Raw genomic sequence first — 24,279 nt, forward strand, 5'->3', positions numbered from 1 at the left:
AGGAAAGTCGATGAAGAATCGGCTGGCCGTACTGGTGCTGGCTGTCATCGCCTTCGTCGCGGGTCTGCCCGTGACGCAGGCGGCCGCCTCACCCGCGGTGCGGTACACGAACCCGATCGCGGAGCGGCGTGCCGACCCGCACATCGTCAAACACACCGACGGCTACTACTACTTCACCGCCACTGTCCCGGAGTACGACCGGATCGTCCTGCGCCGCGCGACCACAATCCAGGGCCTGTCCACGGCACCGGAGACAGTGATCTGGCGCAAGCACTCCAGCGGCGAGATGGGCGCCCACATCTGGGCGCCGGAGATCCACTTCGTCAACGGCAAGTGGTACGTCTACTTCGCCGCCGGCCGCGCGGACGACATCTGGCGCATCCGGATGTACGTACTGGAAAGCTCCAGCGCCAATCCGCTGACCGGGACATGGACCGAACGCGGGCGAATCACCACCCCTTGGGACACTTTCTCGCTCGACGCCTCGACATTCGTCAACAACGGCGTGCGATACCTGATCTGGGCGCAGCAGGAACCGGGTATCTCCACGAACTCCAACCTCTACATAGCACGCATGGGTGCGAATCCATGGACGATCACCGGCCAGACAACCCGGTTGACCGTGCCCACCCTGGCTTGGGAGACCCGTGGGTACAAAGTGGCCGAAGGCCCGACGGTCCTGCAACGCAACGGCAAGGTTTTCCTCACCTACTCCGCCAGCGCCACCGACGCGAACTACTGCCTGGGCATGCTGACCGCGCCTGCATCGGCGGACCTGCTCAACGCGGCATCGTGGACGAAAAGCGCCAACCCTGTCTTCGTGAGCAACGCCGCGACCAGCCAGTACGGCCCCGGCCACAACTCGTTCACAGTCTCCGAGGACGGCCAAAGCGACATCATGGTCTACCACGACCGCAACTACCGCGACATCTCCGGCGACCCACTCAACGACCCGAACCGCCGTACCCGCGTGCAAAAGGTCTACTACAAAGCCGACGGCACCCCGGACTTCGGCATCCCAGTGCCAGACGGCCCAACCCCAGCCCGCCTCAAGTCGTACAACGCCACCGACCGTTTCGTGCGGCACTGGGACTTCCGGGCGAAACTGGAACCCAACGTAACCCCGCTGGCCGACTCCCAGTTCAAGCCGGTGACCGGCCTTACCGGCTCAGGCACAGTTTCGTTGGAGTCAACCAACTTCCCGGGTTACTACCTGCGGCACCGTAACTTCGAGCTGTGGGTCGAGCGCAACGACGGCAGCACCCAGTTCCGCAACGACGCGTCGTTCACCCAACGGCCCGGCCTCGCCAGCAGCTCAGCCGTGTCATTCGAATCGCTCAACAACTCCGGCTACTACATCCGGCACAGCAACGGATTGCTTTACGTACAGGCCGTGACCGACGCGGCGGGACGAGCAGACGCAACATTCGTACTGGAGTGAACTAGCGTCCTTGTGTGACGGCGGTCAACTGCTCCACGAGGCTGTCGATCATGGCATCGGTGGACACCGGGTTGGTCAGGGCGTTGGCCAGATACTCGTGAATCGCGGCACTGACGTCGCCGTAGTACGGCGTGGCAGGGCGATTCCGCGAATTCTCCACACTTCGCCGGAGCACGTCGAGATAGGGAAACTGTTTCCGAAGCTCGGGATCCTCGTACAGCGCCGCCACGGCGGGCGCGAACCCGGCGGTCCTGAACAGGTTTCGCTGGTTCGTTTCGTCGGTGACGAACTTGATGAAATTGCGCGCTGTCTGCCGGTGTGTCGAGCAGTTGGAGACACCGAGGTTCCACCCGCCCAGCGCGCTCGGGCCGGGGAGGGTGGTCACGCCGAACTTGTCGGATACCGGCGATTTCGGGTCGGAGAGGCGCTGATAGACATAAGGCCAGTTGCGCAGGAACAAGGTGGAGCCGGTCTGAAACGCCTCCCGGCTGCGCTCTTCGGTGAACGTCAGCGCGGCGCGTGGAATCCACCCGTCCTCGAATCCGGAGGCGAGCATCTTGATGCCCGCTTTGGCCTGCGGGGACTGGATGATCACCGCGCCTTGCGGGCTCAGCACGTCGCCACCCTTGGCCCAGATGGCTTCCATCGCGTTGACGGTGAAACCTTCGTACCGGTTGAACTGGCCGACGTACCCGTCCTTGCCGTACTTCGGGGCGATCGTGCGGGCCTGCCGGATGAGCTGTTCCCAGGTCCTTGGTGGCTCGGTGTGTTCGGCGTCGAGCAAGTCCTTGCGGTAGTAGAGCAGGCCGGCATCGGTCCGCATCGGAATCGCCCACAGCCTGCCGTCCAGTGTCACGGCTTCGACCGGGCGTTTGAGGAACTTGTCCACCTGGAACTCATCGCGGTCGAGTGGCACCAGGTAGCCGGCTTTGGCGAATTCGGCCGTCCAGATGATGTCCATGGTGACCACGTCGTAGCACTGCGACGGATATTCAGATTGGTCTCCTGGCGCCAGGTCCTGTGCATGTGCCCGCAACTGAGCGCGGTGGGCATCGGTCGCGTCCGGCATCTCGATGAAGGTCACCTTCTCGGAGTAGTCGTGCCGCCTGTTCCACTCGTTGACCAGTTGCTCGATCTGCTTGCCGAAGCTGGTGTCGTGCCCATCGACGAAGATGATCGGTCCTCTGTTGTCGAACGGGTCGGGCGGCGGGGGCGCACAGCCGGCCAGGACGAGCAGGATCGCCGCACCGAGGCCTGCCCACCACCGGCGCTGGAGGTCAGCCACCGTTCCCACCCCACAGTCCCGCCGCGACTGCATCGAGGGTGGTACCGATGTCGGCGACGCCACCGACCTCGTGGCACGCGCCACCAGTGGCCCGGACTATTTCCTGCCACTGGACCGAGGAGCAGACCGGCGTGCCGAACGCGATCATGAAAACCGGTACCGGCCGGCCGGAATGAAGAAGAAAGTCGACCAGTTCGGTGATCCCTTGCTCATTGCCGGTCCCGTCGGCGATGACAACGACGGCGTCCCGGGTGTCGCTTTGTGAGCCTCCGTGGATGCTGGCCACTGACTCGCGCAGCACGGGGTATAAGCGAGCGGGCCGGGATTCGCCTCGCAGTTGACGAATGCGTGCCCGGACTGTTTCCCCCCGGCTTGTCCCGTTGAGGTTGTCGGCCGAACCGCCCATGGGTACCACCTCCTGGTAGTCGGCTACACCAGCCACGTGACCACCGAAAGCCCATAGCCCGACGTCGTCCTTGTCACCGATCGAGCGCAAGGCCCGGCTGGCCGCATCCGCCGCCGCGGTGAGCCGCGTGCCACCGACATCGGGGAAGGGCTCGGACATGGCCGTGGACACATCGACCAGCAACAGCGCCCTGGCTGATCTCCTGGCGTCGTGGAACGCCTCGATCACCGCATTGACATCCACGACGCCCAGCGGCAGTTCCGTCGGCCGGCCTGGCGGCGCACCGTCGAACGGTGCGATGTCGCCATTGCGATCGCGGAACCGGGCGCGGCGCAGCTCGTCCTGCGCTCTGGGCCCGACCAGGAAGTCGAAGAACTGCCGGACGACAATCTGCCGCCGCTCGTTCACCGGCCGGTTGTTCCAGTTGATCACAACGAACGGATGGTCGAGGTAGGGCGTGCCCTCCGTGGGATAGGACAATGTCAACTGGGAACCGGCCGGTCGCTGTCCCGGCGGGCAGGTCGTGCCGAGCGGACTGCCCATGTTGAAGTCCGATGCGGCCTTCTCTGAGACCAGCACGGCCGTGTCGACCGGCGCAGCACTCGGATTGTCCATGCGGTGCCGCAACGAACACAACATCGTCTGGCTCTCCGCGTCACTGGCGGCAATCGACCGTTCGACGCCGTAAAGTACCGGGGGTGTGCCCGTGGCCGTAAGTGCCGGCGCCGTCAGCTCCCGGCCGAACGCCGCCGAATAGAGAGCGATCGTCGCGAGCAGTCCCGTACCAGAGGAAACCGGACTCGGCCGACGGAAACCGGCGCCTGCCTGATCAGAAGGCGAGAGTCTCGCGGCCCCGAGCAACTGCTGCCAGCTGTGTGGCTGTGCGGCCGCGGACACTGTCGCTTCACGCGGTTTCGACGTGGCCAGCACCAGCGGTGAGCTTGCGATCGACCCCCAGTTGTCCAGCGTGACATCCGTACGCTGGTTGCGCCCCAACGCCATTCGGGCAGCCTCGAACTCCCACCGCGAATCCGGCAACAACACGTGCGGTTCAGGACCCATGTCCCGTATGTCGTCGCGTCCCGACCAACCACGGCCGATCGCCGCGATCAGCAGATCGGCCGATGTCACCACGGTGACATGGACGCTCACCTCTTTGCATCGATGCACGTCGTCCTGCAGCCAGGACCGCCTTTCGAACAGGGGCACCAACTTCTGGATGACCGGTGCTTTCTCCGCCGACACACTGAGGTTGAGCTGCACCGGCTCGTGACAGTCGTAATCCGGCGGAGCGGCCGCGAGCACGTTGCCCCCCACTACACCGACCAGCAACAACACCATGAACAACACAAGACGTGACGACCGGCCGACGCGCACTCGCCTCTTGTCATGGCGGGCGCCGTCACTACGGTCGCGTACCGTCTCGCGTACCCCGGCGCCAGGCACAACATGGTTGTCCGGCAGGCAGACCCAGGCGTCTGTGGTCGTCTCCTTCTCGGAAATCCGGGCCTTCCAGTAGATATCAGGGTTGGCCGCCGGGTAGTTCACGACGACGTTCTCAAAGAACTCCGTCGACGTGATCAACGCGAGGACACCGTGGGAGCCGGCCAGAGCCTTCTTCAGGACAGCGGAGTTGAGCAGCCGGAAGGCGAAAACCACTGCCGGGGCGGAGACCCCGTGTTTGTCGTGCTCTACTTCGCCGACGTGCACCACGATGCGCAGCCGAATACGCGCGCCAACGTCAGCCCCTGCATTGTGTTCGCGCAGACGTGCCGCCAGTTCGTTGGGCAGGCACTCCACAAGCCGGCTGTTGGGCACTTCTGGCGGAACGAGGATCAGCACACCGTCGCCTCTGTCCTCGTTGTAACACCGTTCCCATCGCATTCCGCACTGTGCGAACGCAGCTTGCACCGACGCGTACAAACCCGTACGCACCACACCCTGATGCCAGAGGTCCCGGCCGCCAAACCCCTCTACGTCCACTGCGATGATCGTGTGGTACATCGCCGCTCGCTTCTGTCAGCGCGGACACAACACCCACGTGCGCACATTGGGATGCATGAGTCTATGACGAGCAAGCCCCGCCGGATGAGCGAATCGCGATCGCGGAATGGACAATTCATGTGCATGGTCAGTCCGTGAAGACGTTCAATCGACCAGGCCGTCACATCGCGTGCTGTGTCCCCAGGACCGGATCAGGTGAGGTGTTTGCGGATTTCGGTGAAATCGGCGTCGGTGAGGCCGGTGCGGGGGTTGATCGGGATCAGGCTTGTCGGCAGGCCGGCGCGGGTGGCCAGGAATTCGTCGCGGGCGCTTGGGTACATGGCGAAGTCGTCGTCGAGCCAGATGAGGGGGCGGTGCTGGGCGTAGGTGGCGACGGCGGGGAATTTCCAGGCGGGGCCGGTTTCGCCGAACTGGATCACGGGCAGGCTGGGCAGGCCGATCGCGGGGGCGACCATGGTGTTGGCCTTGTGTTCCCAGGTGGTGGCCCAGACCAGTTCGGCGGGGCCTGCGGCTTGCAGGAGAGATCGGCCGTGGGCCGGGTTGAGCCACATCCTGAGTGGGTGGCGGCGGCTCCAGCCGGCGAGTCTGAATTTGTGCTCGAGGTAGCCGGGTGGTTTCGCGTCGGCTTTGGCGGCGAAGGGGTTCAAGGGGCCGTCGATGTCGAGGAGCAGGAGGGGCCGCACAGGCTCTATGGTGCCAAAGGTGGAGATTCTTCGGGCGGATGTTGTTGTGGTGGGGCTGGGGGCGTTCGGGTCGGCTGCGTTGTGGCGGTTGGCTCAGCGCGGCCTTGACGTCGTCGGGGTCGAGCGGCATGGGGTTGGGCATGAGCATGGGTCGTCGCATGGGGAGACGAGGTTGTTCAGGGTTGCCTGTATGGAGCATCCGGGGTTGGCGGCTGTTGCGACGAAGTCGTTGGAGTTGTGGACTGAGCTGGGGCGGGACACGGGGGAGACGCTGGTCAGGCAGACGGGGTGCCTGAATGTGGGGGCGCCGGACAGCCAGACGGTCCAAGGGCCGTTGAAGGCGGGTGTGCCGGTTGACTTGCTGACGCATGAGCAGCTGGTGGCGCGGCAGCCGCAGTATGCGGGGCTTCGGCCTGATGATGTGGCTGTGTGGGATCCGGGGGCGGGGATCTGTTATCCGGAGCGGAATGTTCGGGCTCATGTCAAGGCGGCGCAACGGCTTGGGGCGCGGATTTACCTTGAAGAGGTTGTTGAGGTGGATGGGGCCACTGTGCGTACTCAGGGAACCGAGTTCCGCGCCGGGAAAGTCGTGGTCGCGGCCGGTGCGGGTTTGAGCGGGTTGGTCGGAGGGCTGCCCTTGGTTCATCGGCCGACGCCCTTGAACTGGTTCGCGCCGAAAGAGGAATTCACGCTACCGCGCTTTCCCGCGTTCATCTGGGATCGGCCCGAAGGGGGATTGTGGGGCCACGGTTCCGATGAGGGATACGCCGTCAAGATCGGCGTCCACCCGGAGACGATGGACATCGAAGGGGTTGTGGCGCAAGCGTTTCCGGGTCTTGATCCGAAGCCGGTCAAGGTTGTGCCGTGTCATGTCACGGATTCGCCGGACGGGCAGTTTCTTCTCGGCGGGATCGACGAGAATGTGATCATCGCGGGTGGCGACAGCGGTCACGGGTTCAAACACGCCGCGGGGATCGGTGAGCTGCTCGCGCAGATGGCGACTGGTGAGAATCCCTACTGCGCGGTGGATTTCCTTGACCCGGCCAGGTTTCGCGGGTCGTCGAGCAACGGCTGAAAGGCGAGCTCGGCCGCACCCAGCAACATCGCGTCAGGGAGTTCGCCGGGAGTGATGGGGACGGCCGCCAGGTCGGCGAGGAAGGCGCGCTCGCCGAGTTTGCGGCGGACTATGTCGGGTTCGAGCGAGTACAACGTCCCCAGGGTTCCGCCGAGCACGATCCGGTCGGCGTCCACGATGTTCGCGAGGCTGCCGAGGCCGACCGCGAGCCGCGTGTTGACCTGCTGGACGGCCGCCATGACCTCGGGCGTGGGAGAGTCCAGCAACAAGGCCACTTCGGCGGCGATGGACCGCAGTGGGATGTCGAGCGACAGTAGTCGCAGCAAGGCCCGGTGATCCGCCTCGACTTCGAGGCAACCGGTTGAGCCGCAAGGACATTGCGCGCCCGCGGGGTCCACGGTGATGTGGCCGGGCTCGATGGCGTAGCCGTGCGCACCGAGAAACAGCCGTCCTTGGCTGACCACGCCACCGCCGAGGCCCACGTTTCCGGTGGTCAGGTACAGCAGTTGGGAAGCGCCACGGCCGGCGCCGTGCCGGTATTCGGCGATCGCGGCGAGGTTGGCGTCGTTGCCGATCGCCAGCGGCAACGACAGATGCTCGGATAGCAATGAGTGCAACGGCAAACCGGGCCAGCCCAGGTGCAGGGCGGCCGCCGCGTAACCATCGGCACTCCGAACGGGTGAGGACACGGCCACCCCGTAGCCGAGCACGTTGTGTCCTTTGTGGGCGTGGGACGTCATGAGCGCGCAGAGCTCGTCCAGCGCCTCGAGCGGCTGCAGGTCCGACAGGGGGAGTGCGGACCGCGACAGGATCTGGCCGCCGAGCCCCACATTGGCGACCGTGAATGTGTCCGGCTGGATCTGCGCCGCCACGACCGTCGGCGCTTCCGAGGCCAGAATCACCTGATGTGATGGACGTCCGCCGTCGGTCTTGCGGCCGCTGCGATCGATCCGGATCAGGGACCGATCGGCCAGTTCCCCGAGCAGGTAGCCCATCACGCTGCGGCCCACGCCGAGCCGGTCGGTCAGCTCGGCGCGACTTGCTGTGCCGCCGGACACATGCAATGCGAGCAACAGCTGCCCAAGAGTGTCCTTCGGCGCTTGTGTCCCGCCGCCCATGACGCGTACTGTAACGTTTGTACAGACACTGTACAAACTAGGGGTGCACTTGACTGTCCTTGGCCTGCTCGCCGGCGCACTGACCACGTTCAGCTTTCTGCCCCAGGTGTGGCGGACGATACGAACGCGCAGCGCGCGTGACCTGTCATGGGTATGGATCGTGATGATGAGCGTGGGCATCGGCGCCTGGCTCGCCTACGGCATCCTCGGTGACGACCTGCCGGTCATCGTCGCCAACGGCATCACGCTGTTGCTTGTGGCGACCCTTGGTGTGCTCAAGGCGAGCCAGGAAAAGATCAGTACTGCCAGTTGAGGCCGCTGCCGCCGTACTGCTCGATCGGGATCGCCTCGGCGCCCGGGGGCAGCCGATCGGTGTAGAGCGTGCCGTGCAGGTGGTCGATCTCGTGCGCGACGAGGCGGGCGACCCCGCGTTCGAAGATCGTGATCTTGCGGTGCCCGCTCAGGTCCTGGTGTTCCACGTGCAGGACAAGCGGCCGGGGGACGAGCCCGCGCACGTCGAAGAACGACAGGCAGCCTTCGTACTGCTCGTCGTGGTGGGCGCCGTTCTCGATGATTCTGGGGTTCAGCAACATGATCACGTCGTCGCTGCCCGGCGGGAACACGATCGAGGCTGCCCGGTCGATCCCGATCTGGTTGGCTGCCAAGCCCATTCCCTTACCGAAGGTGTGCGCGTGCGCCACCCGTTTGGCGGCAGACACCAGCTCCGCGATCACCCGTTTGGCGTCTTCGGCTTCTTCGGGCAACTGGAAGGGTTTGGCCGCGCGGTGCAGGATCGGGTCGTCGGACTGCACGACACCGAGCGAACGCATGACCTGGCTTGGCTTTTCGGTCGGCTCGACCCGGGTGGGCGGCCGTTGCCGGAAATGCCACTCCAACCGGTAGCGGGCGTGCATCGGAGGTTCCTCCGTCGTCCACGAGAAGATCCGCCGGTTGCCGGCCCGCTGCTCGTCGATCGCGGTGCGAAACGGCATTGACTCGGCGGTCATCGAGGTGTGCAGGCCCCATACCGCGGGGTCCAGGTGGTCGGGAAAGTCCAGCCGGACCGACAGAAGCGAGGTGGGCAGCCGGACCGCGCGCTGAAACCAGTTGCCCCACTTGTCGTCCTGTACCGAATAGGTGTACTCGATCCACGCGCTTTGCCCGGGGTACAAGGGGAAATGGCCGCTGTCGTTGGCGAACTGCAGCCACACCTCCTTGAAGGCGTCCCGGTCGTGCTGGGCCACCCAGCGCATCGTCTCCGAGCGGTCCTCGCCGTACCAGGCCTGCAGATCCAGTTCCTCCCAGGTCAGCGGCCGGTCGCGGTAGAGCTGGTTGGACAGGTCCGGATCACCCGGAAAGCGGTCGACCGAGATCCGGATCATGTACCGGGTGATCGGCTCGGAACCGTTGTTCACCAGTCTGCGCCGCATGATCGCGCGGTACACCCGTCCGTCGTAACGCAGTTCGGCGTCGTCGTGCTCGACGAACAGGCTGCCCGCAGACGGTTCTGGCACCCGTTCGGCGTACGTTGGCCGTACGACAACTGGTCTGTGCGCCTCGTGCTCACGCCACGCACGGCGTAGGGCACCGCCTGCGTTGAGCGCGTCGTCAGCTGCCTTTGCGAACTCGCGTGACGGCCGTTCGTGCCCGCTCTCCACCTTGGAGACGTACGAACGGCTGTACCCCATGGCAACGGCCACGGCTGTACGCGACATGCCGCGCACCTCCCGCCATCGCCGCAGTTCCCCGACGAAGACGTCTTGATGCGCAGGCGAGTCCTCATCCTGGGTCGCCATGCTGCCTCCCACACCCGGCTGACCGTGAGTACGCGTGAGCGCGCCGTGAGTAGCTCTCAGTCTTCCATGAGATGCCCGGTCGCTGGTGTCCTCGTACTTGAGATGTAGCACAGAAGGGGCTGATCGAGTGCAGAACACGACGAGTACAGGGACCACGAATCCAGTGCCGTCGCGCGGCAAGGGACTTGTCATGAGCAAGCGCGCGCGCAGTGCCCGGCGGCTTGCGAGCCTGCTGACCAGCAAATCCGGGACCTATGTCCGGGTTTACTACGACCGACAGATCCGTAGGTACCGGGTGGTGTGGACCAACGGGCCGGATGCCGCCCAGATGTTCACCTTCGCGGTTCAGGCAGCCGGGGATGTGCCTGAACTTGACGTCGCAACCCTGTTGTGGGACCGGGGCACGACGAACAACAACCACCACAGATAGAGACCCGTCGACCGGACGGCGCATCGCGGCAGGACGCCTGTGTCCAAGAAGCTGATGCCGCACCCCTCCCGACACGTCGGCCGGTAGGCGTGCCGTTCCGGATACAGGCCCGACAGCCCCCGTGCCTGCCATCCGGAACGGCGACCACAACTTCTCTCACACGGGATAGCGGATCAGCGTGCGCATCTTCTCCGGCGCGTCGGTCCGGGGGCGTGTCAGGTAGATCTCGTGGTGTCGTCCGGTGATCCGCCGTCTGGCGGCGGAGACGAACTCCATCAGCCTGGCGATGGTGGCCGGTTCCTCGCTGTACGGGCCGTGATGCAGGATCTGCGCGCACGTGCCCTCTTCGAACCGCTCGAAGCGCACGCCGTCGATGGGCCTTTTCCGTTGTGCCTTCGCCATGGCCGCTGTGACGATCTCCTCGGTCACCTGCGCCGGCTGCATGATCATCATGGTCCAGCACCAGGCGGACCGGTCGCCTGTGGTGAAAACATCGTGATCGGGCGCCCACCACTGGCCCTGCAACGGCGGCACGGAGTACTCCACAGTCGGTTTCAGCGCGAACCGGATGCCGTACGCCACCGCGTACAGCGCGGACACCGCTGCCGCGTATTCCGCTGATTCGGGCGCGCCCTTGCCGTCGACCATGAGGTACGGCAACGAAGGCACCTCGATGATCGCGGGTTCTCTCTTGCCGGAGAACAGCTCTTTGAAGTCCTTCTTGAGATCAGTCATGGGATTGCTCCAAAGGGATGATGAGCCGGGTGACGAGTTGCTCCGGCGCCGAGGTGTCCGGCCCTGCCAGGTAGCCCTCCCGGGCCGGTCCGGCCGGGCGGTGGCCGCGCTCGTAGATCCAGGCGAACAGGCCCTGGTAGGCCAGGGTGAGGTCTTCGTAGGGCCCGACATGCGTGGTCATCGCGACGAGCCCGGCAGGCAGCAGTTCGACGTCCCCGGGCGCGTCGGTTTCCACACCCGCGGCGATGGCGAGCCGGTCCGTGTCGATGTCCAGCGGGAAGATTCCCCAAACGGGTGGTTTCCAGTTCGACTGGACAACAGACATGACCGACTGGATGCACTGCCCGGTCGCCGCGCCGATTTCCGCTGGCGCACAGGTGGTTCGTGCCACGACAAGACGCCGTGACGGTTCATGCGTGAGTGTGACCTCCTGGCGTAGCAGGCCTTCGTCGAGCAGACGCGTCAGCGCACGTGCGGTGCGCCTGCGGTGCTCGATCTCGGCCTCGACCCTGGCCAGGTGCGCCGCCAGCGTCTTCGGCACGCTGTCCTGGTCGGACATGATCTCGGCGATCTCCGGCAACGGCACGTCCAATGTGCGCAGCAACGCGATCGCCAGCGCCTGACGCGCCTGCGCGGGGGAGTAGTACCGGTAGCCCGTGCCCGGGTCGACCACGGCCGGTGTCAGCAGCCCGAACTGGTCGTAGTGGCGCAACTGCTTGGTGCTCAGCCGGCACATCCGGGCGAACTCACCGATCGGCAACAGGTTCACGGCGATCATGGTCAGCCTTCCCACAGTGGCAAAGTCAAATCCGTGGCTAACCTGGTCGGGTGAACGAGTACCGCTTCGTCGCGCTCGGCGACAGCTTCACCGAGGGAGTCGGCGACCCGGGGCCCGACGGCACGTTCCGTGGCTGGGCCGACCGTCTCGCCGATCTGCTCGCCGACAGCCGGGGGCCGCTCAGCTACGCCAACCTCGCGGTGCGCGGCCTGACCACCCGCCAGATCCTCGAATCGCAGCTCGCGGCCGCGGTGGCGTTGCAGCCGGACCTGGTCACGGTGGTCACCGGGATGAACGACCTGATCCGGCCCAAACTCAGGATCCGGGAGACCGTGGCCGACCTGGACCGGATGGTCGGATCGCTCGCCGCGACCGGCGCCCAGGTGATCACGGCGACCCTGCCCACGCCCGCCCAGGGCACCCCGCTGCCGACACCACTGCGCCGTGAGCTGGTCAAGCGCCTGAATCTGTGGAACGCGTTCACCCGGCGCATCGCGCGTACGCACGGCGCGCTGTGCCTCGACCTCGCGATGATGATGCCGCCCGGAATCGGCGGCTGGAGCGACGATCGCCTGCATCCGGGCCCGGATGGTCACCGGGCGGCCGCTGAGGCCTGTATGGGCCTGCTGAACGGCTCTCCGCCCCGTCGGCTGGCGGTCACCGAGATTGTGGCGGCGGACCCGGGCGAACCGTCGTTGCGGGAGCAGTGGCGTTGGGCGCGTCAGTTCCTGGTGCCGTGGGTCAAGCGGCGGGTGCGCCGGGAGACCAGTTCCACCGGGGTGGTCGCGAAGTTGCCGTCGTACCTGACGATCAGGTCCTGATCATCACGCTGAGTTCTTTCAGCCATCGGCCGAAAGCAGCTGACCCAGCGCGCCGTCGATGCCCTTCGCCTCGGTCAGCGCGGACACCGTGCCGCCGGTCGACCGGGCCAGCTCGGTGATCTCCTGCCGGTTGGGATCCGGGCCGATGGCCACGAAACTGATCGGCAGTTTGCCGCGCGGCTGGCCCAGTTCCCTTAGCCGGTCACGGATCTGGGCGTAGGTCAGGCCACCGTCGTTCGGTCCGTCGGTGATCACCACGACCCGGTTGCGTTTGCCTTCGGCGTAGGCGTTGATCGCTGCCTGGTAGACCGCTTCGAGGCTGGTGTAGAGGTGGGTCGCGCTGGCAGGCGTGAGCGCGTCGATGCCCGCGTGCAGAGCCGGTCGCTGCTCGGCCACGGGAGCCGTTGGCGCCAGCCGTTTGTACGGTCTGTCGCCCTCGAGTTTCCGGGAGAACTCCCAGATTCCCAGGGAGCCCGCGGCCATCCGGTCGGTCATCCCGTGCAGAGCCTGTTTGACCCAGGTGATCCGGTTCTTGCCGTCGCCGCCGTTGCCCAGCATCGAGCGGGAGACGTCCACGAGCACGGTGACGACCTGCCCGCCGTCGGCGGCGTTGGTCCAGGTCGCCGAGATCTGCTGGGTGGTGGTCGCGTCGGCCGGGACCAGGCTGGTTGTCGCGCTGTCCCAACGGATTCCGGGCGCGTCACGCGGGTACGCCACACCGCCCGCGGCCCGCAGTCCGGCACGGTTGAACGCCTGCTGTTGCTCGGTCTGCTTGAGGAAATCCCGGAACTTCTGGGCTGCGCGCAGGAGAGTCTGGTCGTTGCCGGGCGTGGACAGCGCCACGAACGGGAAGTCCGCGGCCGGGCTGGGACCTCGCGCCGCGACTTCGTACAACGGCTTGCCGACCTGGGGTTTGCCGTCCATACCGAGGTTGCGGCGGTACAGGTCGACCTCGGTGACCGGGACGGCGCTGAACGGCGCGCCCTGCACCTTGCCGACCTTGCCCAGTTCCATCAGCGCGTCGATCGTGGTGGCCGGCACCGCACCCGGCCGGGAGGCCGCGAGCTGGGCCAGATTCTGTTGCACGGCAGGCAAAGTCAACGTCTCGACGGTGACCGGCCCGGCGCGTTGCGGGCTCGCCCCGGCGATCGCGCACTGGATGGCGAGCACGCTCGCGGCATTCGAGGCCGGGTCGGGCATCGCGACGCTGAACCTGCCCCACTCCGGTTTGCCGTAGCGGGCCCAGCCGTCGGGCACGGAGGTCAGCTCGGCGAGATCGCCGAAGAGGAAGGACTGCCCGTTGACCAGCGGCTTCATGGCTTCGTAGGGCACGGCCAGCACGACCGGGCTCGTCGCGACCGACTCCGCGGCGGTGACGACGAGTGCGTTGTCGGCCGCGGCGAGCCGGTTCACCCAGAAGGTCGACTCCGGCAGCCAGGCCTCCGGACGGACGCCCAGCGCGGATTGGTCCCAGTCGCCGGACAGACCGGCGAACACGCGGGGGGAGTCCAGCGCGGTGACCTCGACCCGGACGCAGCGGTCGTACACGACGGCTTTCTGCTGGTTCCAGGTTTTCGCGGCCTGATCGACCGCACCCGCGGCGCTCGGTGCCACCGCGACGTGCAGGACGGCGTCGCCTTGCGGGCACGCGTGACTCTGCGCGGCGGCCCGCTGGTCCAGGACGTGATCGATCCAGGCCCACCCGGCCCAGCCGAGCCCGATCAGTGCGACGACCCCCACCACCGCGAACGGCCATTTGGCAACGCCTCGCCGGACACTCGCCAGCGCGCGGTGCCGACCCATCGCCCTCCGCCTTCGCCAATTTCGCTGTCCGTATCGGCACCGTCCGTAGTCGGCATCCGATGCATCCGGCCTTAGTCAAGCGAAATTAACGCTAACAGCCGAAGGCTGGCGGTCAAGTTGAGTCACCGTGAGTACACGCACGGTTGCGGAAACTTATCCGATCGTTATCGCGGCCAGGCCAGCAACTGCGTGCAGAGTTCGATCAGCTGCTTGCGCAGCGGTGCGGCCCGGTCGGCGAATTCGGCCTGCTGACGCGCGTACGCGGCCCGTCCGGCGGGTGTCTCGATCGGCACAGGCGAGTAGCCCAGCGAGCCCAGGTCGTACGGGCTGGCCCGCATGTCGAGCTCACGCACGTCCGAAGCCAGTTCGAAGCAGTCGGCGAGCAGTTCGGAGGGCGTGAACGGCGCCAGCTTGTAGGCCCACTTGAACAGGTCCATGTTCGCGTGCAGGCAGCCGGGCTGTTCCAGGTCGATCTGGGTGGCCCGGGTGGGCTGCAGCTCGTTGCGGGGCCGGGCGGGTTCGGTGAAGAACCGGAAGGCGTCGAAGTGGCCGCACTTGATCGGCAGCGACTCGACCACGGCGTCCGTGCCCGACGAGCCCAGCCGCAACGGCCAGTTCTCATGACGGATCGCGCCGGGCTGCAACCGGTACACCATCGCCCATTCGTGCAGGCCGAAACAGCCCAGCCGAGGCGTCCGGGACAGCGTCGCGGCCAGCAGGTCGTGAACGAACTGCACGGACTCGCGCCGGTTCGGCGTGAGCGTCGCCCGGTCGAGCATCACGCCGTCGGGCGTCGAGACATACCCGGTCCAGTTCAGCAGGGCGTCCGCCGAAGGACCGTCGAGCGCCACGTCCGGGCCGGGATGCCAGCGCAGCAGCCGGGTCGGCCGGTACGAGTAGTAGCTGAACAGGAAGTCCAGCACGGGGTGTTTCTCGCCGCGTGCCTTGCGTTGCTGGTGCGGTTCGACCCAGCGCCGCATCCGGGCGGCATGCGCGTCGCGGCGCGCATGCCACTCCGGCTCGGCGAGAACGATCAGATCGGCCACGGGCTCATTATTCGCCGATGTGCGTGCTGTCCCGGACAGTGCCGACGTACTCCTCGACCAGGTCCTCCAAAGCCACGACCCCGAGCACGGTGCCGTCCTTGTCGACCGCCTTCGCGAGGTGGCTCTGTACACGCCGCAACGCCGCCAGCGCCTCGTCGAGACGCGTGTCAGCGGGCAGTTGCGGAAGACCGCGCACGCGCGCCCACGGAAGCGGCGTGTCCGCGTTCGCGCCCGCGATGTCGAGCACGTCCTTCACGTGTACGAACCCGTTGAGCCGACCGTCCGACAACCGCACTGGGAAGCGTGAGAACCCCGTCGCCGCGACGGCCGCCTCGATGTCGCCGATCTTCGGCGGGTACGGCACGGTTGTCAGCTCGTCGATGGGGACGAGCACGTCCGCGACCGTCCGCTCGGCGGAGGACAGTGTCTGCGTCAGCCGACGGTGTTCGAGGTCGTCCAGGAGACCCTCCCGGCGGGAGTCCGCGATCAGGCTCGCGAGCTCCTCCGGCGTGTACGAGGCCTCCAGTTCGTCCTTCGGCTCCACCTTCAGCAGCCGCAGGATGCCGTTGGCCATCAGGTTCAGCAGCGAGATGACCGGCCGGACCAGCCGGACCCAGGCGACCAGGAACGGCGTCAGCCAGACCGCCGTGCGCTCCGGCGCGGCGATCGCGATGTTCTTGGTGACCATCTCGCCGAGCAGTACGTGCAGCACGGACACGATCAGCAGCGCGATCGCGAACGCGATGCCGTGCATCAGCGCGGCGGGCACGCCGAGCGGTTCGAGCACCATCTCCAGGTAGTGCGCCACGGCAGGCTCGCCGAGCGCACCGAGCGCGATCGTGCACAACGTGATGCCGAACTGGGCACCGGCCATCATCATCGAGGTCCGCTCGGACGCACGGATCACCATCCGGGCCCGGTCCACACCACGGTCGGCCATCGCCTCCAGCCGGTCGCGACGGGCGCTGACCAGGGCGAACTCCGCGCCGACGAAAAACGCGTTCAGGCCGAGCAGCAGGATCGAGACGAGGATCGCGGGAATGCCGGTCATCGCGCACCTGCCTCGGCATGCGTGTCGGCGTCCGCCGTGCGGGTCACCCGCAGTTCGGCCACCCGGTGACGGTCCATCCGCATGACCGTGATCCGCCAGCCGCCGATGAAGACCTCGTCGTTGACCTCGGGGATCCGGCCGAGCCGGCTCAGCACGAGGCCGGCCACCGTCTCGTACTCGCCCTGCGGCATCCGGAAACCGGTCGCCTCGGCGAGTTCGTCGTCGCGTAGCAGGCCGGACACCATCCAGGCGTCCTTGCCGAGCGGGCGGACCGGGCTGACCTCGCCCCGGTCGTGCTCGTCGCGCACGTCGCCGACGATTTCCTCGACCAGGTCCTCCAGCGTGACGATCCCCGCTGTCCCGCCGTACTCGTCGACGACCAGCGCGACCTGTAACCCGGAGCCACGCAGACGGTCGAGCAGGGTGTCGCCGTCAAGGCTCTCGGGAACCGTCGGCACCGGGCGCGCGAGCGACTTCATCGTCGTGGTCGGCCGCAGCTCGGCAGGTATTCCGAAGACCTGTTTGACGTGCACGACGCCGACGACGTCATCGAGGTCGCCCGTGTGTACGGGGAACCGTGAGAAGCCGGTCGCACGGGCGATTTCGACGAGGTCAGGCACAGTCGCGTCGTCACGTAGAGCGTGTACCTGTACGCGCGGCGTCATCAGCTCGTCCGCCGTGCGGTCACCGAAGCGGAGGGAACGGTCCAACAGTGTGGCCGTGCCTTTGTCGAGAGTGCCGTGTGCGGCGCTTGTCCGTACCAACGAGCCGAGCTCCTGGGGCGAACGCGCAGACGCCAGCTCGTCGGCCGGCTCCACACCGAGCCTGCGCACGAGCCAGTTGGCCGCCGTGTTCAGTCCGTTGATCAACCAGCCCAGCGCCTTGGCGAAGCCCATCTGGAACCCGGCCACCCGCCGGGCGGTCTCCAGCGGCTTGGAGATCGCCAGGTTCTTGGGCACCAGCTCGCCGAACAGCATCGAGATGAAGTTGGCCAGCAGCAGCGCGATGGCCACCGCGAACCCGTGCGCCGCGCCTTCGGGCAGGCCGATGGCCCCCATCAGCGGCACCAGCCACTCGGCGATGATCGGCTCGGCCAGATAACCGGTGGTCAGCGTCGTGATCGTGATACCGACCTGGGCACCCGACAGCTGGAACGACAGCGTGCGGTGCGCCTTCTCGACGTTCTTGGCCCTACGGTCGGGCTTGCGCCGGACGTGGCTCTCGACCTGGCTTCGTTCCAGTGCGGTCAGGGAGAACTCGGCCGCGACGAAGATCGCGGTGCCGAGAGTCAGAATGATGACGGCGAGAACGCCGAGCACATCGAGCAATGGTCCGGTCACCGTGACTCCCCCACGGTTTCCGGGCAAATATGGCAGCCGGGACTCTCGCCCGGCTGGCTACTGCCACCGGGCGACTGTGCGTCGCGCACCTAACGTCACTACTCCTCTAGAGGTCCTAAATCGACCCTAAGTGTAGCGAGCCACCCGGCTGACGGCCGAGCATTCCCAGCAGTCTCGCAGGTGAACCCGCGTCCGCGGCGACCGGCACGGGCGGCTCGAAAATGCCCGTGCCCTGCCACCGCCAGACCTGTGGCTGGAACACCGCGAGCAGTGCGTCAGCCAGTTCGTCGTGCAGAGGTGAGGTCTCGCCGATGCCTTTGGCCAGGTCCCAGCCGTGCACGGCCAGGTCGAGCGTCATCTGCCAGCCGAACTCCTCGGCGGGGACCAGCCCGTAGCTGACGTGGACCTCCTGGTCGAGGGCGCCGGGCAGCAGCCATGCCTCGCGTGCGTTCGTCGCCGCGGTGGTCCAGCTGCCAACTGGATCGTCACCGAGCACGTCGCCGTCGAACTGCTCGCCGACCTCGGCCAGATCCGCGCCGGCCAGCAGCTCGGGCACCCACAGCTGCTCGGCGACGAGGTGATTGAGCAGGTCACGAACGGTCCAGCCGGGGCAGGGTGTCGGCGCGGCCCAGTCGGCCGGGCCGATCGCCTTGACCAGCCAGTCGAATCCGCTCAGCGCACTGCCATGCGCTTCGAGCACTTCCATCTGTCCAGTCCACCACTGCTGGGCGCCGAGCGCATCGTCAGAAAGACCACTGGACCGACTCCTGGACGGAAGAGCGGGCGATGTGAGAGACTCTCTCTGGCTAAGATAATTAGTCTCAGAGGGGATCTTATGGCTGGCGACGTGGCTATACGGCTGTCCGACGAAGAACGGTGGGAAGCGACGCGCGTGCTGGATGCCGCTGTCGCTGACGGCCGCATCACCTGGGAGGAGCACGCCGAACGCAGTGCGATCGTGCTCGCGGCGCGGACCAGGGGGCAGTTGTGGCCGCAACTGGCCGACCTGGGCCCGGCTGTGCGGTCCGAGCCGTCGCAGCGTGTCGTCGCCACGGTCAGCAAGATCATCCGGACGCCGGAGGCCAGCCGTGAGGTGTACGCGCGGGCGACGTTCGGCGCGGTGATCCTGGATCTGACCGGTATGCGCCGCGGTGAGCAGATCAAGATCGTGGCCGACTCGTTCTGCGGCAAGATCGCGGTCTACGTCCCGCAGGACGCGGTCGTGATCGACGACGGCACGGCCGTGCTCGGCAAACGCAAGATCTTCGGCAGCTCACAGGGGATGAGCGGGCCTGTCGTGCGCATCAGCGGCCGCGTGACCATGGGAAACCTCAAGGTCTTCCGCGACGAACCGCACCACTGGTGAGTACCTGACACATAATGGCTTTTTGTCTCACGGGTGCGGTAGGTTGCGGGCAGCCCGGCCGACAAGGAGCGCGCCATGCCCACCACCACGCACTTCCGCACCTGTCCGCTTTGTGAGGCCACGTGTGGCCTGCGGATCACACTCGACGGTGACCGCGTCACGGACGTTCGCGGCGACCGGGACGACGTGTTCAGCCTGGGCTTCATCTGCCCGAAGGGCGCCAAGCTGGGCGACCTCGACCAGGACCCCGACCGGCTGTCGGCACCACTGGTCAAGCGGGACGGCGAGTTCGTCGAGGTGTCGTGGGAAGAGGCGTTCGCCGAGGTGGAGCGCGGACTGGCCGCGGTGCGTGAGGCGCATGGGCACGAAGCGGTCGCCCTGTACCTGGGCAACCCGAGCGTGCACGCGATGGCAGGCCCTGTGTACAACGCCGTGCTGGCCAAAGCGCTCGGCACGCGCAATGTCTACAGCGCGAGCACCAGCGACCAGATGCCCAAGCACGTTTCCTGCGGTTACATGTTCGGGGACCCGCAGGCGATCCCGGTCCCGGACCTGGACCGCACCGACTACCTGCTGATGCTCGGCGCGAACCCGTTGGAGTCCAACGGAAGCCTGTGCACCGCACCGGACTTTCCCGGCCGGCTGAAGAAGCTGCGCGCCCGCGGCGGCCGGTTCGTCGTGATCGACCCACGCCGTACGCGGACCGCTGATCTGGCCGACCAGCACCTGTTCGTCCGGCCCGGTGCCGACGCGGTGCTGCTGTTCGCCTTGGTGCATACGCTGTTCGACGAGGGCCTTGTCGGTGACGTCTCGCCGTTGGTCACCGGTGTCGACGAACTCCGTGTCCTGGCGGGGAAGTTCACGCCAGAGGCAGCCGCCGAGGCATGCGGCATCGACGCGCAGACCATCCGGCAGACCGCGCGTGACCTCGCCGCCGCGCCCACCGCGGCCGTGTACGCGCGAATCGGCACGACAACCGCTGAGTTCGGCACATTGTCCAGTTGGCTCGTGGACGCGCTGAACGCCCTGACGGGCAACCTCGATCGCGCCGGTGGCGCGATGTTCCCGACGTCCGCGACGCGTGCGGCCTACCTGCGCCGCCGTCCGTTCCGGACCGGACGGTGGCACAGTCGTGTCCGCGGCTTCGCCGAGACCCTGGGCGAACTGCCCGTCGCGACGCTGGCCGAGGAGATCGAAACGCCGGGAGAGGGCCAGATCCGCGCGCTGTTCACGGTCGCGGGCAACCCGGCCTCGTCCGCGCCGAACGCGCCACGGATCGCGGCAGCGTTGCAGACACTGGAGTTCATGGTCAGCGTCGACCCGTACGTCAACGAGACCACGCGGCACGCCAACGTGATCTTGCCCCCACCGAGGGTGTTGCAGTCCCCGCACTTCGACTTCGCCTTCACCGCCCTGGGTGTCCGCAACTTCGCCAACTTCTCCCCGCCCGCCTTGCCGCTGCCGCAAGGACGGCCCAGCGAGGCGGCGATCCTGGCCCGGCTGGTGCTGATCGCCTCCGCAACCCCCACCGCCGACCCGAGCGGTCTCGAGGAGCTGATGCTCGGCGGTCTGCTGGCCAAAGCCGTTGCCGCGCAAGGCTCCCCAGTGCTCGGCCGGGACGTCGCCGAGTTGCGGTCCCAGATCGACGGCGACGGCCCGCTCGAGCGCTGGCTGGACGTATTGCTGCGGCTCGGCCCCTACGGCGACGGCTTCGGTGCTGTGCCAGACGGACTCCGGCTGCAGACCCTCCTGGACAACCCGCATGGCGTGGATCTCGGTGCCCTGCAACCCCGCCTGGCCGAAGTACTATCCACTGAGGACGGAAAAGTCCAGCTGTGCCCAGCCGAGCTGGCCGCCGACGTACCGCGCCTGCTGGACTGGCTGGCCCGCCAGAAACCCGGTTTCGTCCTGATCGGCCGCCGCCACCTGCGCTCCAACAACAGCTGGATGCACAACATCCCCGCGCTGGTCAAAGGCTCGAACACCTGCACCCTGCACATCAACCCGGCCGACGCGGCGAAACTGGAAGTCACCACCGGCCAGCACGTCCGCCTGGTCTCCCGCACCGGCTCACTCGAAGTCGCCGTCGAGGAAACCGACAAGATCATGCCGGGCGTCGTCAGCCTCCCGCACGGCTGGGGCCACGACACACCAGGCACCCGCCTCTCGGTGGCCGGCAGCACAACCGGCGTCAACGCCAACGTGATCACCGACGAATCAGTGATCGACATCCCCTCCGGAAACGCCGTCTTCAACGGCGTCCCAGTGGCGCTGGAGGCCGTGAGCCCCTCAGCCTGAGTTGTCCAAAGTGGCCGGCTCGTCGAGTAGGTCCGCGAGCCGGAACGATGTTGTGAAGCCGGTTTCGTTCAGCGCGTCGGCCAGTCCTCACACAAGTGGTTTCAGAGAGCCGGGTTCTGGTTTGGCGTATCCGGTTTCCCAGCGGGAGATCTGGAACCGTGACAGTCCGCAGGTGTCGGCCAGGTGCCTGTTGAGTCAGGCCGGCTCGTTCGCGCCACTGCCGAAGTCTGCTGCCGCTGAAGGGAAGACTGGGACTGGTTCTGGCCACTTCTGGCTCCCGTGACGGGGTGCTGACGACTGTTCATCCGGAGGCCCACACGAGATGTGGCGTGGTGCCCGTCTTGCAGGGGAAGTAATTCAGAGCATTCTCCGGCTCCTCCAGCAGGTATTGGTACTTGCCGTCGACCGTGACGGCGTATGCGCTCTCCTCGAGTGCAACGCCCCAGGCAATGATCTGGGCGTCGATTTGTTCGCCGTACTCCAGCACGATCGCGAACACCCGAGGCGCCTGATCGGCGACCATCTCCGCTACCAGAGCGGTGAAGTCCACGTCGTCAGAGAGAGACTGCGGACTGTGGCCGGCAATGGACATATCGGTCGTGTCAGACATGTGGATCTCCTGGTAGCGATAGGTTTACTGGCGGGGGAGGCTGCGGCCGATCCGTAACCACTCTGTGGCGCGGACCCAACGGATGGCCGCGTGATCAGGGTCATCCGGATAGGCGCCGGTGGCGATAGCAGCCCACCTCGTGGCACGGAACAGTGCGATCCTGCGCAACTTGATTGCTCCCACAGCAGCCAGAATCTCCGCCGCACTGTCTCGAACTTCCCGCACCGTCTGGTCGCCCCTGATTTCCCGGACGTGATCGTGTTGAGGAGTCACTTGGCTTCTCCTCGCTGGTTCATCCGTTCGAGTGAGATTCAACGACTGTCGTAGTGTTCGTCCGGTATCGGACATGTCATGGCCGACACGTTCTTCCTCCCTTCTCGCCTGTACGACGGCGCTCTCACTGCTTGGGGTATGACGCTACGATCAAGCGACCGACAGGAGAACTGACTGCCAGTGCGAGTGAAACGACATGAGACAACCGGTGATGAGGGAACAATGGTGAGAGGCGGATCCGCTGGCCTGACTGTCAGTCGGGGTTCGCAAGTGACAGGTGTCGTGTCCGGGGCAGTTCTGAAACTCGCCCGTCAGTCCACCGGATTGACACAGGAGAAATTCGCCGAATTGCTTCGGGTCGATGTGTCCACTGTTCAAGGGTGGGAATCTGGTCGTCGACCGCTCGCGGCGATGAACGCTGGTGACTTCCTGCGACTGAGCGGACGGTTGTCCAGACTTGGCGCACCAGCCTCGACCGGGCGTCATCTCCGTGAGGCTGTAGAAGCTGATCAAGTGTTGTCGACCGGTATCGCAGCCGAGGTGGCATGGGTCGATGCAGACACGCATCCTTTGGCCGCCAGTGTGCACCGCAGGACGATTACCAATCTGATCACGTGGCCGATCACTCAGAAGACGCCAGAACATCTGCGCGAGTTCATTCCCAAGGTGGCCCGACGTGGCCCCACACCGATTTGTCCATCTCTGCACGCTGACGAACGGACCCGGTTCTTCGATCACCTGTTGACCGCTGCGGAGCGCAGCATGCACGCAGACGAGGCACTTCTTCGCCGCCAGGCCGTCTACCTGCTCGGGTTTGACGGTCGGCCGCAGGTGGTCGCCTGGCTGCGTGCCGAATGGAAACGCGCCGGATGCCGATCAGCGAAGCAGACAGACGTCACAGGCCTGCTGGAGGCGCGCTCTGCATCCGTCGCTCTGGCTTCCACCGGTGATGGGACGCATATTCACGACTTCGTGGATCACATGACCGACACTCGCACTGAGATCGCGAATCTGAACTACTGGGCGCACTGGATCGGCGAGTTGGACAACGAGCAGACGAGTGATGCGTTCATGCTGGACGCCGACACACGTTCATGGACTGGGGTTCGTCTGCTGCAACATCTGATGAATCGGCTCGACCCAGATTCGCCGCACCTTCCGTTGAATCTCCACACGCTGCATGCGCTGGTCGCTTCCCGAGCATCGCTTTTGAATGGACGGCCTGTGGTTCACGCGTCGTTGGCCGGAAAACTCGACAGACTGGCTTCAACAGACTGTCTGACCCGGACTGGACGTCATCAGCTTGCAGGGCTCCAGTATGCGCTGCGCATCGCTGGCTTTTAGAGAGGACTCAACTTGTTGGAAGAGGCCGCAGCGCTTGCTGCGTTCGGTTATGAACTCGGGTTGTTGAAGCGTATTCGGCGTACCGGTTGGTGGCATGCGGGGGTGCGTGATCCGGAGTCGGTTGCCGAGCACACCATGCGGGTCGCGCAGCTGGCAGCGATGATCGCGGCTGAAGAAGGCGCCGACCCCGCGCGGGCGGCATTTCTGGCGCTGTGGCACGACACTCAGGAGACGCGGACCGGAGATCTGCCGCACACGGCCGGCGACTACCTGACGAAACCTGATCCTCGTCGGATCACTGCCGACCAGACTGGACGGTTGCCTGAGCGGTCCCGCGCGATGGTCTGCGAAGCGGTGGATGAGTATGAATCGAGGCAGACTGCTGAAGCCCGCTGCGCCAAGGACGCGGACAAACTGGAGATGCTTCTGCAGGCCGTCGAGTACCGCGACGTCGGTGTCCGGCGTGTCGACGGCTGGATCGAATCGGCCCGTGACGGTCTCAAGACGGGGACGGCTCAGCGGATTGCCGAGGCGGCGCTGACTCTGTCTCCACTTGCTTGGCGTGAGCGGTGAGTC

Annotated in this window: 22 protein-coding genes; 9 read left to right on the forward strand and 13 right to left on the reverse strand. The window is 66.1% G+C overall.

Annotated features, from left to right (window positions below; translation table 11 throughout):
- Positions 1 to 10 precede the first annotated feature (10 nt).
- Entirely contained in the window at positions 11 to 1,441 is a 1,431-nt protein-coding gene (locus tag JOF56_RS29460) for a family 43 glycosylhydrolase (RefSeq protein ID WP_209642731.1), read from the forward strand.
- A 1-nt stretch (position 1,442) separates the two neighbouring features.
- Here the strand turns inward: JOF56_RS29460 and JOF56_RS29465 are convergent, their stop codons facing one another.
- From JOF56_RS29465 to JOF56_RS29475, 3 genes are all read right to left on the reverse strand, one after another.
- Positions 1,443 to 2,726 carry an ABC transporter substrate-binding protein gene (locus tag JOF56_RS29465; RefSeq protein ID WP_209642732.1) on the reverse strand — a complete coding sequence of 428 codons (1,284 nt, stop codon included), beginning with the start codon at positions 2,724 to 2,726 and terminating at the stop codon, positions 1,443 to 1,445.
- Positions 2,719 to 5,136: a vWA domain-containing protein gene (locus JOF56_RS29470; protein ID WP_209642733.1), complete on the reverse strand. Its 2,418-nt coding sequence runs from the start codon at positions 5,134 to 5,136 to the stop codon at positions 2,719 to 2,721. The genes JOF56_RS29465 and JOF56_RS29470 overlap by 8 nt, the downstream gene beginning before the upstream one ends.
- 191 nt (positions 5,137 to 5,327) lie before the next feature.
- Complete coding sequence (locus JOF56_RS29475) at positions 5,328 to 5,819, reverse strand: HAD domain-containing protein (protein ID WP_209642734.1); 492 nt, start codon at positions 5,817 to 5,819, stop codon at positions 5,328 to 5,330.
- A gap of 19 nt (positions 5,820 to 5,838) precedes the next feature.
- Between JOF56_RS29475 and JOF56_RS29480 the strand changes: the two genes are divergently transcribed.
- Positions 5,839 to 6,894 carry an FAD-dependent oxidoreductase gene (locus JOF56_RS29480; protein WP_209642735.1) on the forward strand — a complete coding sequence of 352 codons (1,056 nt, stop codon included), beginning with the start codon at positions 5,839 to 5,841 and terminating at the stop codon, positions 6,892 to 6,894.
- On the opposite strand, the gene JOF56_RS29485 is transcribed toward JOF56_RS29480, so the two are convergent.
- A complete protein-coding gene (locus JOF56_RS29485; protein WP_209642736.1) occupies positions 6,834 to 8,012 on the reverse strand; it encodes an ROK family protein in 1,179 nt (392 codons plus the stop codon). The two genes, JOF56_RS29480 and JOF56_RS29485, sit on opposite strands and share 61 nt — an antisense overlap.
- A gap of 43 nt (positions 8,013 to 8,055) precedes the next feature.
- Here JOF56_RS29485 and JOF56_RS29490 point away from each other — a divergent pair, with 43 nt between their 5' ends.
- Positions 8,056 to 8,325 (forward strand): SemiSWEET transporter, encoded by a 270-nt coding sequence (locus JOF56_RS29490; RefSeq protein WP_209642737.1) that lies wholly within the window; start codon positions 8,056 to 8,058, stop codon positions 8,323 to 8,325.
- Here the strand turns inward: JOF56_RS29490 and JOF56_RS29495 are convergent.
- The gene (locus JOF56_RS29495) at positions 8,309 to 9,808 is read right to left on the reverse strand and encodes a peptide deformylase (protein WP_209642738.1); all 1,500 of its coding nucleotides are present in this window, start codon (positions 9,806 to 9,808) and stop codon (positions 8,309 to 8,311) included. The two genes, JOF56_RS29490 and JOF56_RS29495, sit on opposite strands and share 17 nt — an antisense overlap.
- 190 nt (positions 9,809 to 9,998) lie before the next feature.
- Between JOF56_RS29495 and JOF56_RS29500 the strand changes: the two genes are divergently transcribed.
- On the forward strand, positions 9,999 to 10,238 hold the full coding sequence (locus JOF56_RS29500) for a hypothetical protein (RefSeq protein ID WP_209642739.1): 240 nt from the start codon (positions 9,999 to 10,001) through the stop codon (positions 10,236 to 10,238).
- A gap of 156 nt (positions 10,239 to 10,394) precedes the next feature.
- Here the strand turns inward: JOF56_RS29500 and JOF56_RS29505 are convergent, their stop codons facing one another.
- Positions 10,395 to 10,973 (reverse strand): GyrI-like domain-containing protein, encoded by a 579-nt coding sequence (locus JOF56_RS29505; protein ID WP_209642740.1) that lies wholly within the window; start codon positions 10,971 to 10,973, stop codon positions 10,395 to 10,397.
- Positions 10,966 to 11,766, reverse strand: a complete 801-nt coding sequence (locus JOF56_RS29510) for a MerR family transcriptional regulator (RefSeq protein WP_209642741.1) — start codon at positions 11,764 to 11,766, stop codon at positions 10,966 to 10,968. Before JOF56_RS29510 ends, JOF56_RS29505 begins: the two co-directional genes overlap by 8 nt.
- 35 nt (positions 11,767 to 11,801) lie before the next feature.
- Between JOF56_RS29510 and JOF56_RS29515 the strand changes: the two genes are divergently transcribed.
- Positions 11,802 to 12,572: an SGNH/GDSL hydrolase family protein gene (locus JOF56_RS29515; protein WP_209642742.1), complete on the forward strand. Its 771-nt coding sequence runs from the start codon at positions 11,802 to 11,804 to the stop codon at positions 12,570 to 12,572.
- Between the two features lie 18 nt (positions 12,573 to 12,590).
- Here the strand turns inward: JOF56_RS29515 and JOF56_RS29520 are convergent, their stop codons facing one another.
- The 5 genes from JOF56_RS29520 to JOF56_RS29540 form a co-directional block, all read right to left on the reverse strand.
- Entirely contained in the window at positions 12,591 to 14,375 is a 1,785-nt protein-coding gene (locus JOF56_RS29520) for a substrate-binding domain-containing protein (RefSeq protein WP_209642743.1), read from the reverse strand.
- A gap of 164 nt (positions 14,376 to 14,539) precedes the next feature.
- Complete coding sequence (locus JOF56_RS29525) at positions 14,540 to 15,421, reverse strand: 3-methyladenine DNA glycosylase (RefSeq protein ID WP_209642744.1); 882 nt, start codon at positions 15,419 to 15,421, stop codon at positions 14,540 to 14,542.
- Between the two features lie 7 nt (positions 15,422 to 15,428).
- Entirely contained in the window at positions 15,429 to 16,472 is a 1,044-nt protein-coding gene (locus tag JOF56_RS29530; protein ID WP_209642745.1) for a hemolysin family protein, read from the reverse strand.
- Positions 16,469 to 17,812 carry a hemolysin family protein gene (locus JOF56_RS29535; RefSeq protein WP_209642746.1) on the reverse strand — a complete coding sequence of 448 codons (1,344 nt, stop codon included), beginning with the start codon at positions 17,810 to 17,812 and terminating at the stop codon, positions 16,469 to 16,471. Before JOF56_RS29535 ends, JOF56_RS29530 begins: the two co-directional genes overlap by 4 nt.
- A gap of 115 nt (positions 17,813 to 17,927) precedes the next feature.
- Positions 17,928 to 18,518, reverse strand: coding sequence for a TIGR03086 family metal-binding protein (locus JOF56_RS29540; protein WP_209642747.1), 591 nt, complete (start codon positions 18,516 to 18,518; stop codon positions 17,928 to 17,930).
- Between the two features lie 141 nt (positions 18,519 to 18,659).
- Between JOF56_RS29540 and JOF56_RS29545 the strand changes: the two genes are divergently transcribed.
- The gene (locus JOF56_RS29545) at positions 18,660 to 19,178 is read left to right on the forward strand and encodes a DUF1707 SHOCT-like domain-containing protein (RefSeq protein WP_209642748.1); all 519 of its coding nucleotides are present in this window, start codon (positions 18,660 to 18,662) and stop codon (positions 19,176 to 19,178) included.
- Between the two features lie 75 nt (positions 19,179 to 19,253).
- Positions 19,254 to 21,476, forward strand: a complete 2,223-nt coding sequence (locus tag JOF56_RS29550) for a molybdopterin oxidoreductase family protein (RefSeq protein ID WP_209642749.1) — start codon at positions 19,254 to 19,256, stop codon at positions 21,474 to 21,476.
- A gap of 301 nt (positions 21,477 to 21,777) precedes the next feature.
- Here the strand turns inward: JOF56_RS29550 and JOF56_RS29555 are convergent, their stop codons facing one another.
- Positions 21,778 to 22,086 carry a hypothetical protein gene (locus tag JOF56_RS29555; protein WP_245378449.1) on the reverse strand — a complete coding sequence of 103 codons (309 nt, stop codon included), beginning with the start codon at positions 22,084 to 22,086 and terminating at the stop codon, positions 21,778 to 21,780.
- Positions 22,087 to 22,629: 543 nt separating this feature from the next.
- Between JOF56_RS29555 and JOF56_RS29560 the strand changes: the two genes are divergently transcribed.
- Both JOF56_RS29560 and JOF56_RS29565 read left to right on the forward strand, forming a co-directional pair.
- Positions 22,630 to 23,703: a helix-turn-helix domain-containing protein gene (locus JOF56_RS29560; protein ID WP_209642750.1), complete on the forward strand. Its 1,074-nt coding sequence runs from the start codon at positions 22,630 to 22,632 to the stop codon at positions 23,701 to 23,703.
- A gap of 15 nt (positions 23,704 to 23,718) precedes the next feature.
- Positions 23,719 to 24,276, forward strand: coding sequence for an HD domain-containing protein (locus JOF56_RS29565; RefSeq protein WP_209642751.1), 558 nt, complete (start codon positions 23,719 to 23,721; stop codon positions 24,274 to 24,276).
- Positions 24,277 to 24,279: the final 3 nt, after the last annotated feature.

This window comes from Kibdelosporangium banguiense (genome assembly GCF_017876405.1).
GTDB lineage: Bacteria > Actinomycetota > Actinomycetes > Mycobacteriales > Pseudonocardiaceae > Kibdelosporangium > Kibdelosporangium banguiense.

Coding starts and splice junctions, on each gene's coding strand:
- JOF56_RS29470 (WP_209642733.1), bottom strand. CDS start 5,136: ATGTACCACACGATCATCGCAGTGGACGTAGAGGGGTTTGGCGGCCGG.
- JOF56_RS29495 (WP_209642738.1), bottom strand. CDS start 9,808: ATGGCGACCCAGGATGAGGACTCGCCTGCGCATCAAGACGTCTTCGTC.
- JOF56_RS29555 (WP_245378449.1), bottom strand. CDS start 22,086: ATGTCTGACACGACCGATATGTCCATTGCCGGCCACAGTCCGCAGTCT.
- JOF56_RS29520 (WP_209642743.1), bottom strand. CDS start 14,375: ATGGGTCGGCACCGCGCGCTGGCGAGTGTCCGGCGAGGCGTTGCCAAA.
- JOF56_RS29500 (WP_209642739.1), top strand. CDS start 9,999: ATGAGCAAGCGCGCGCGCAGTGCCCGGCGGCTTGCGAGCCTGCTGACC.
- JOF56_RS29460 (WP_209642731.1), top strand. CDS start 11: ATGAAGAATCGGCTGGCCGTACTGGTGCTGGCTGTCATCGCCTTCGTC.
- JOF56_RS29530 (WP_209642745.1), bottom strand. CDS start 16,472: ATGACCGGCATTCCCGCGATCCTCGTCTCGATCCTGCTGCTCGGCCTG.
- JOF56_RS29485 (WP_209642736.1), bottom strand. CDS start 8,012: ATGGGCGGCGGGACACAAGCGCCGAAGGACACTCTTGGGCAGCTGTTG.
- JOF56_RS29505 (WP_209642740.1), bottom strand. CDS start 10,973: ATGACTGATCTCAAGAAGGACTTCAAAGAGCTGTTCTCCGGCAAGAGA.
- JOF56_RS29540 (WP_209642747.1), bottom strand. CDS start 18,518: ATGGAAGTGCTCGAAGCGCATGGCAGTGCGCTGAGCGGATTCGACTGG.
- JOF56_RS29550 (WP_209642749.1), top strand. CDS start 19,254: ATGCCCACCACCACGCACTTCCGCACCTGTCCGCTTTGTGAGGCCACG.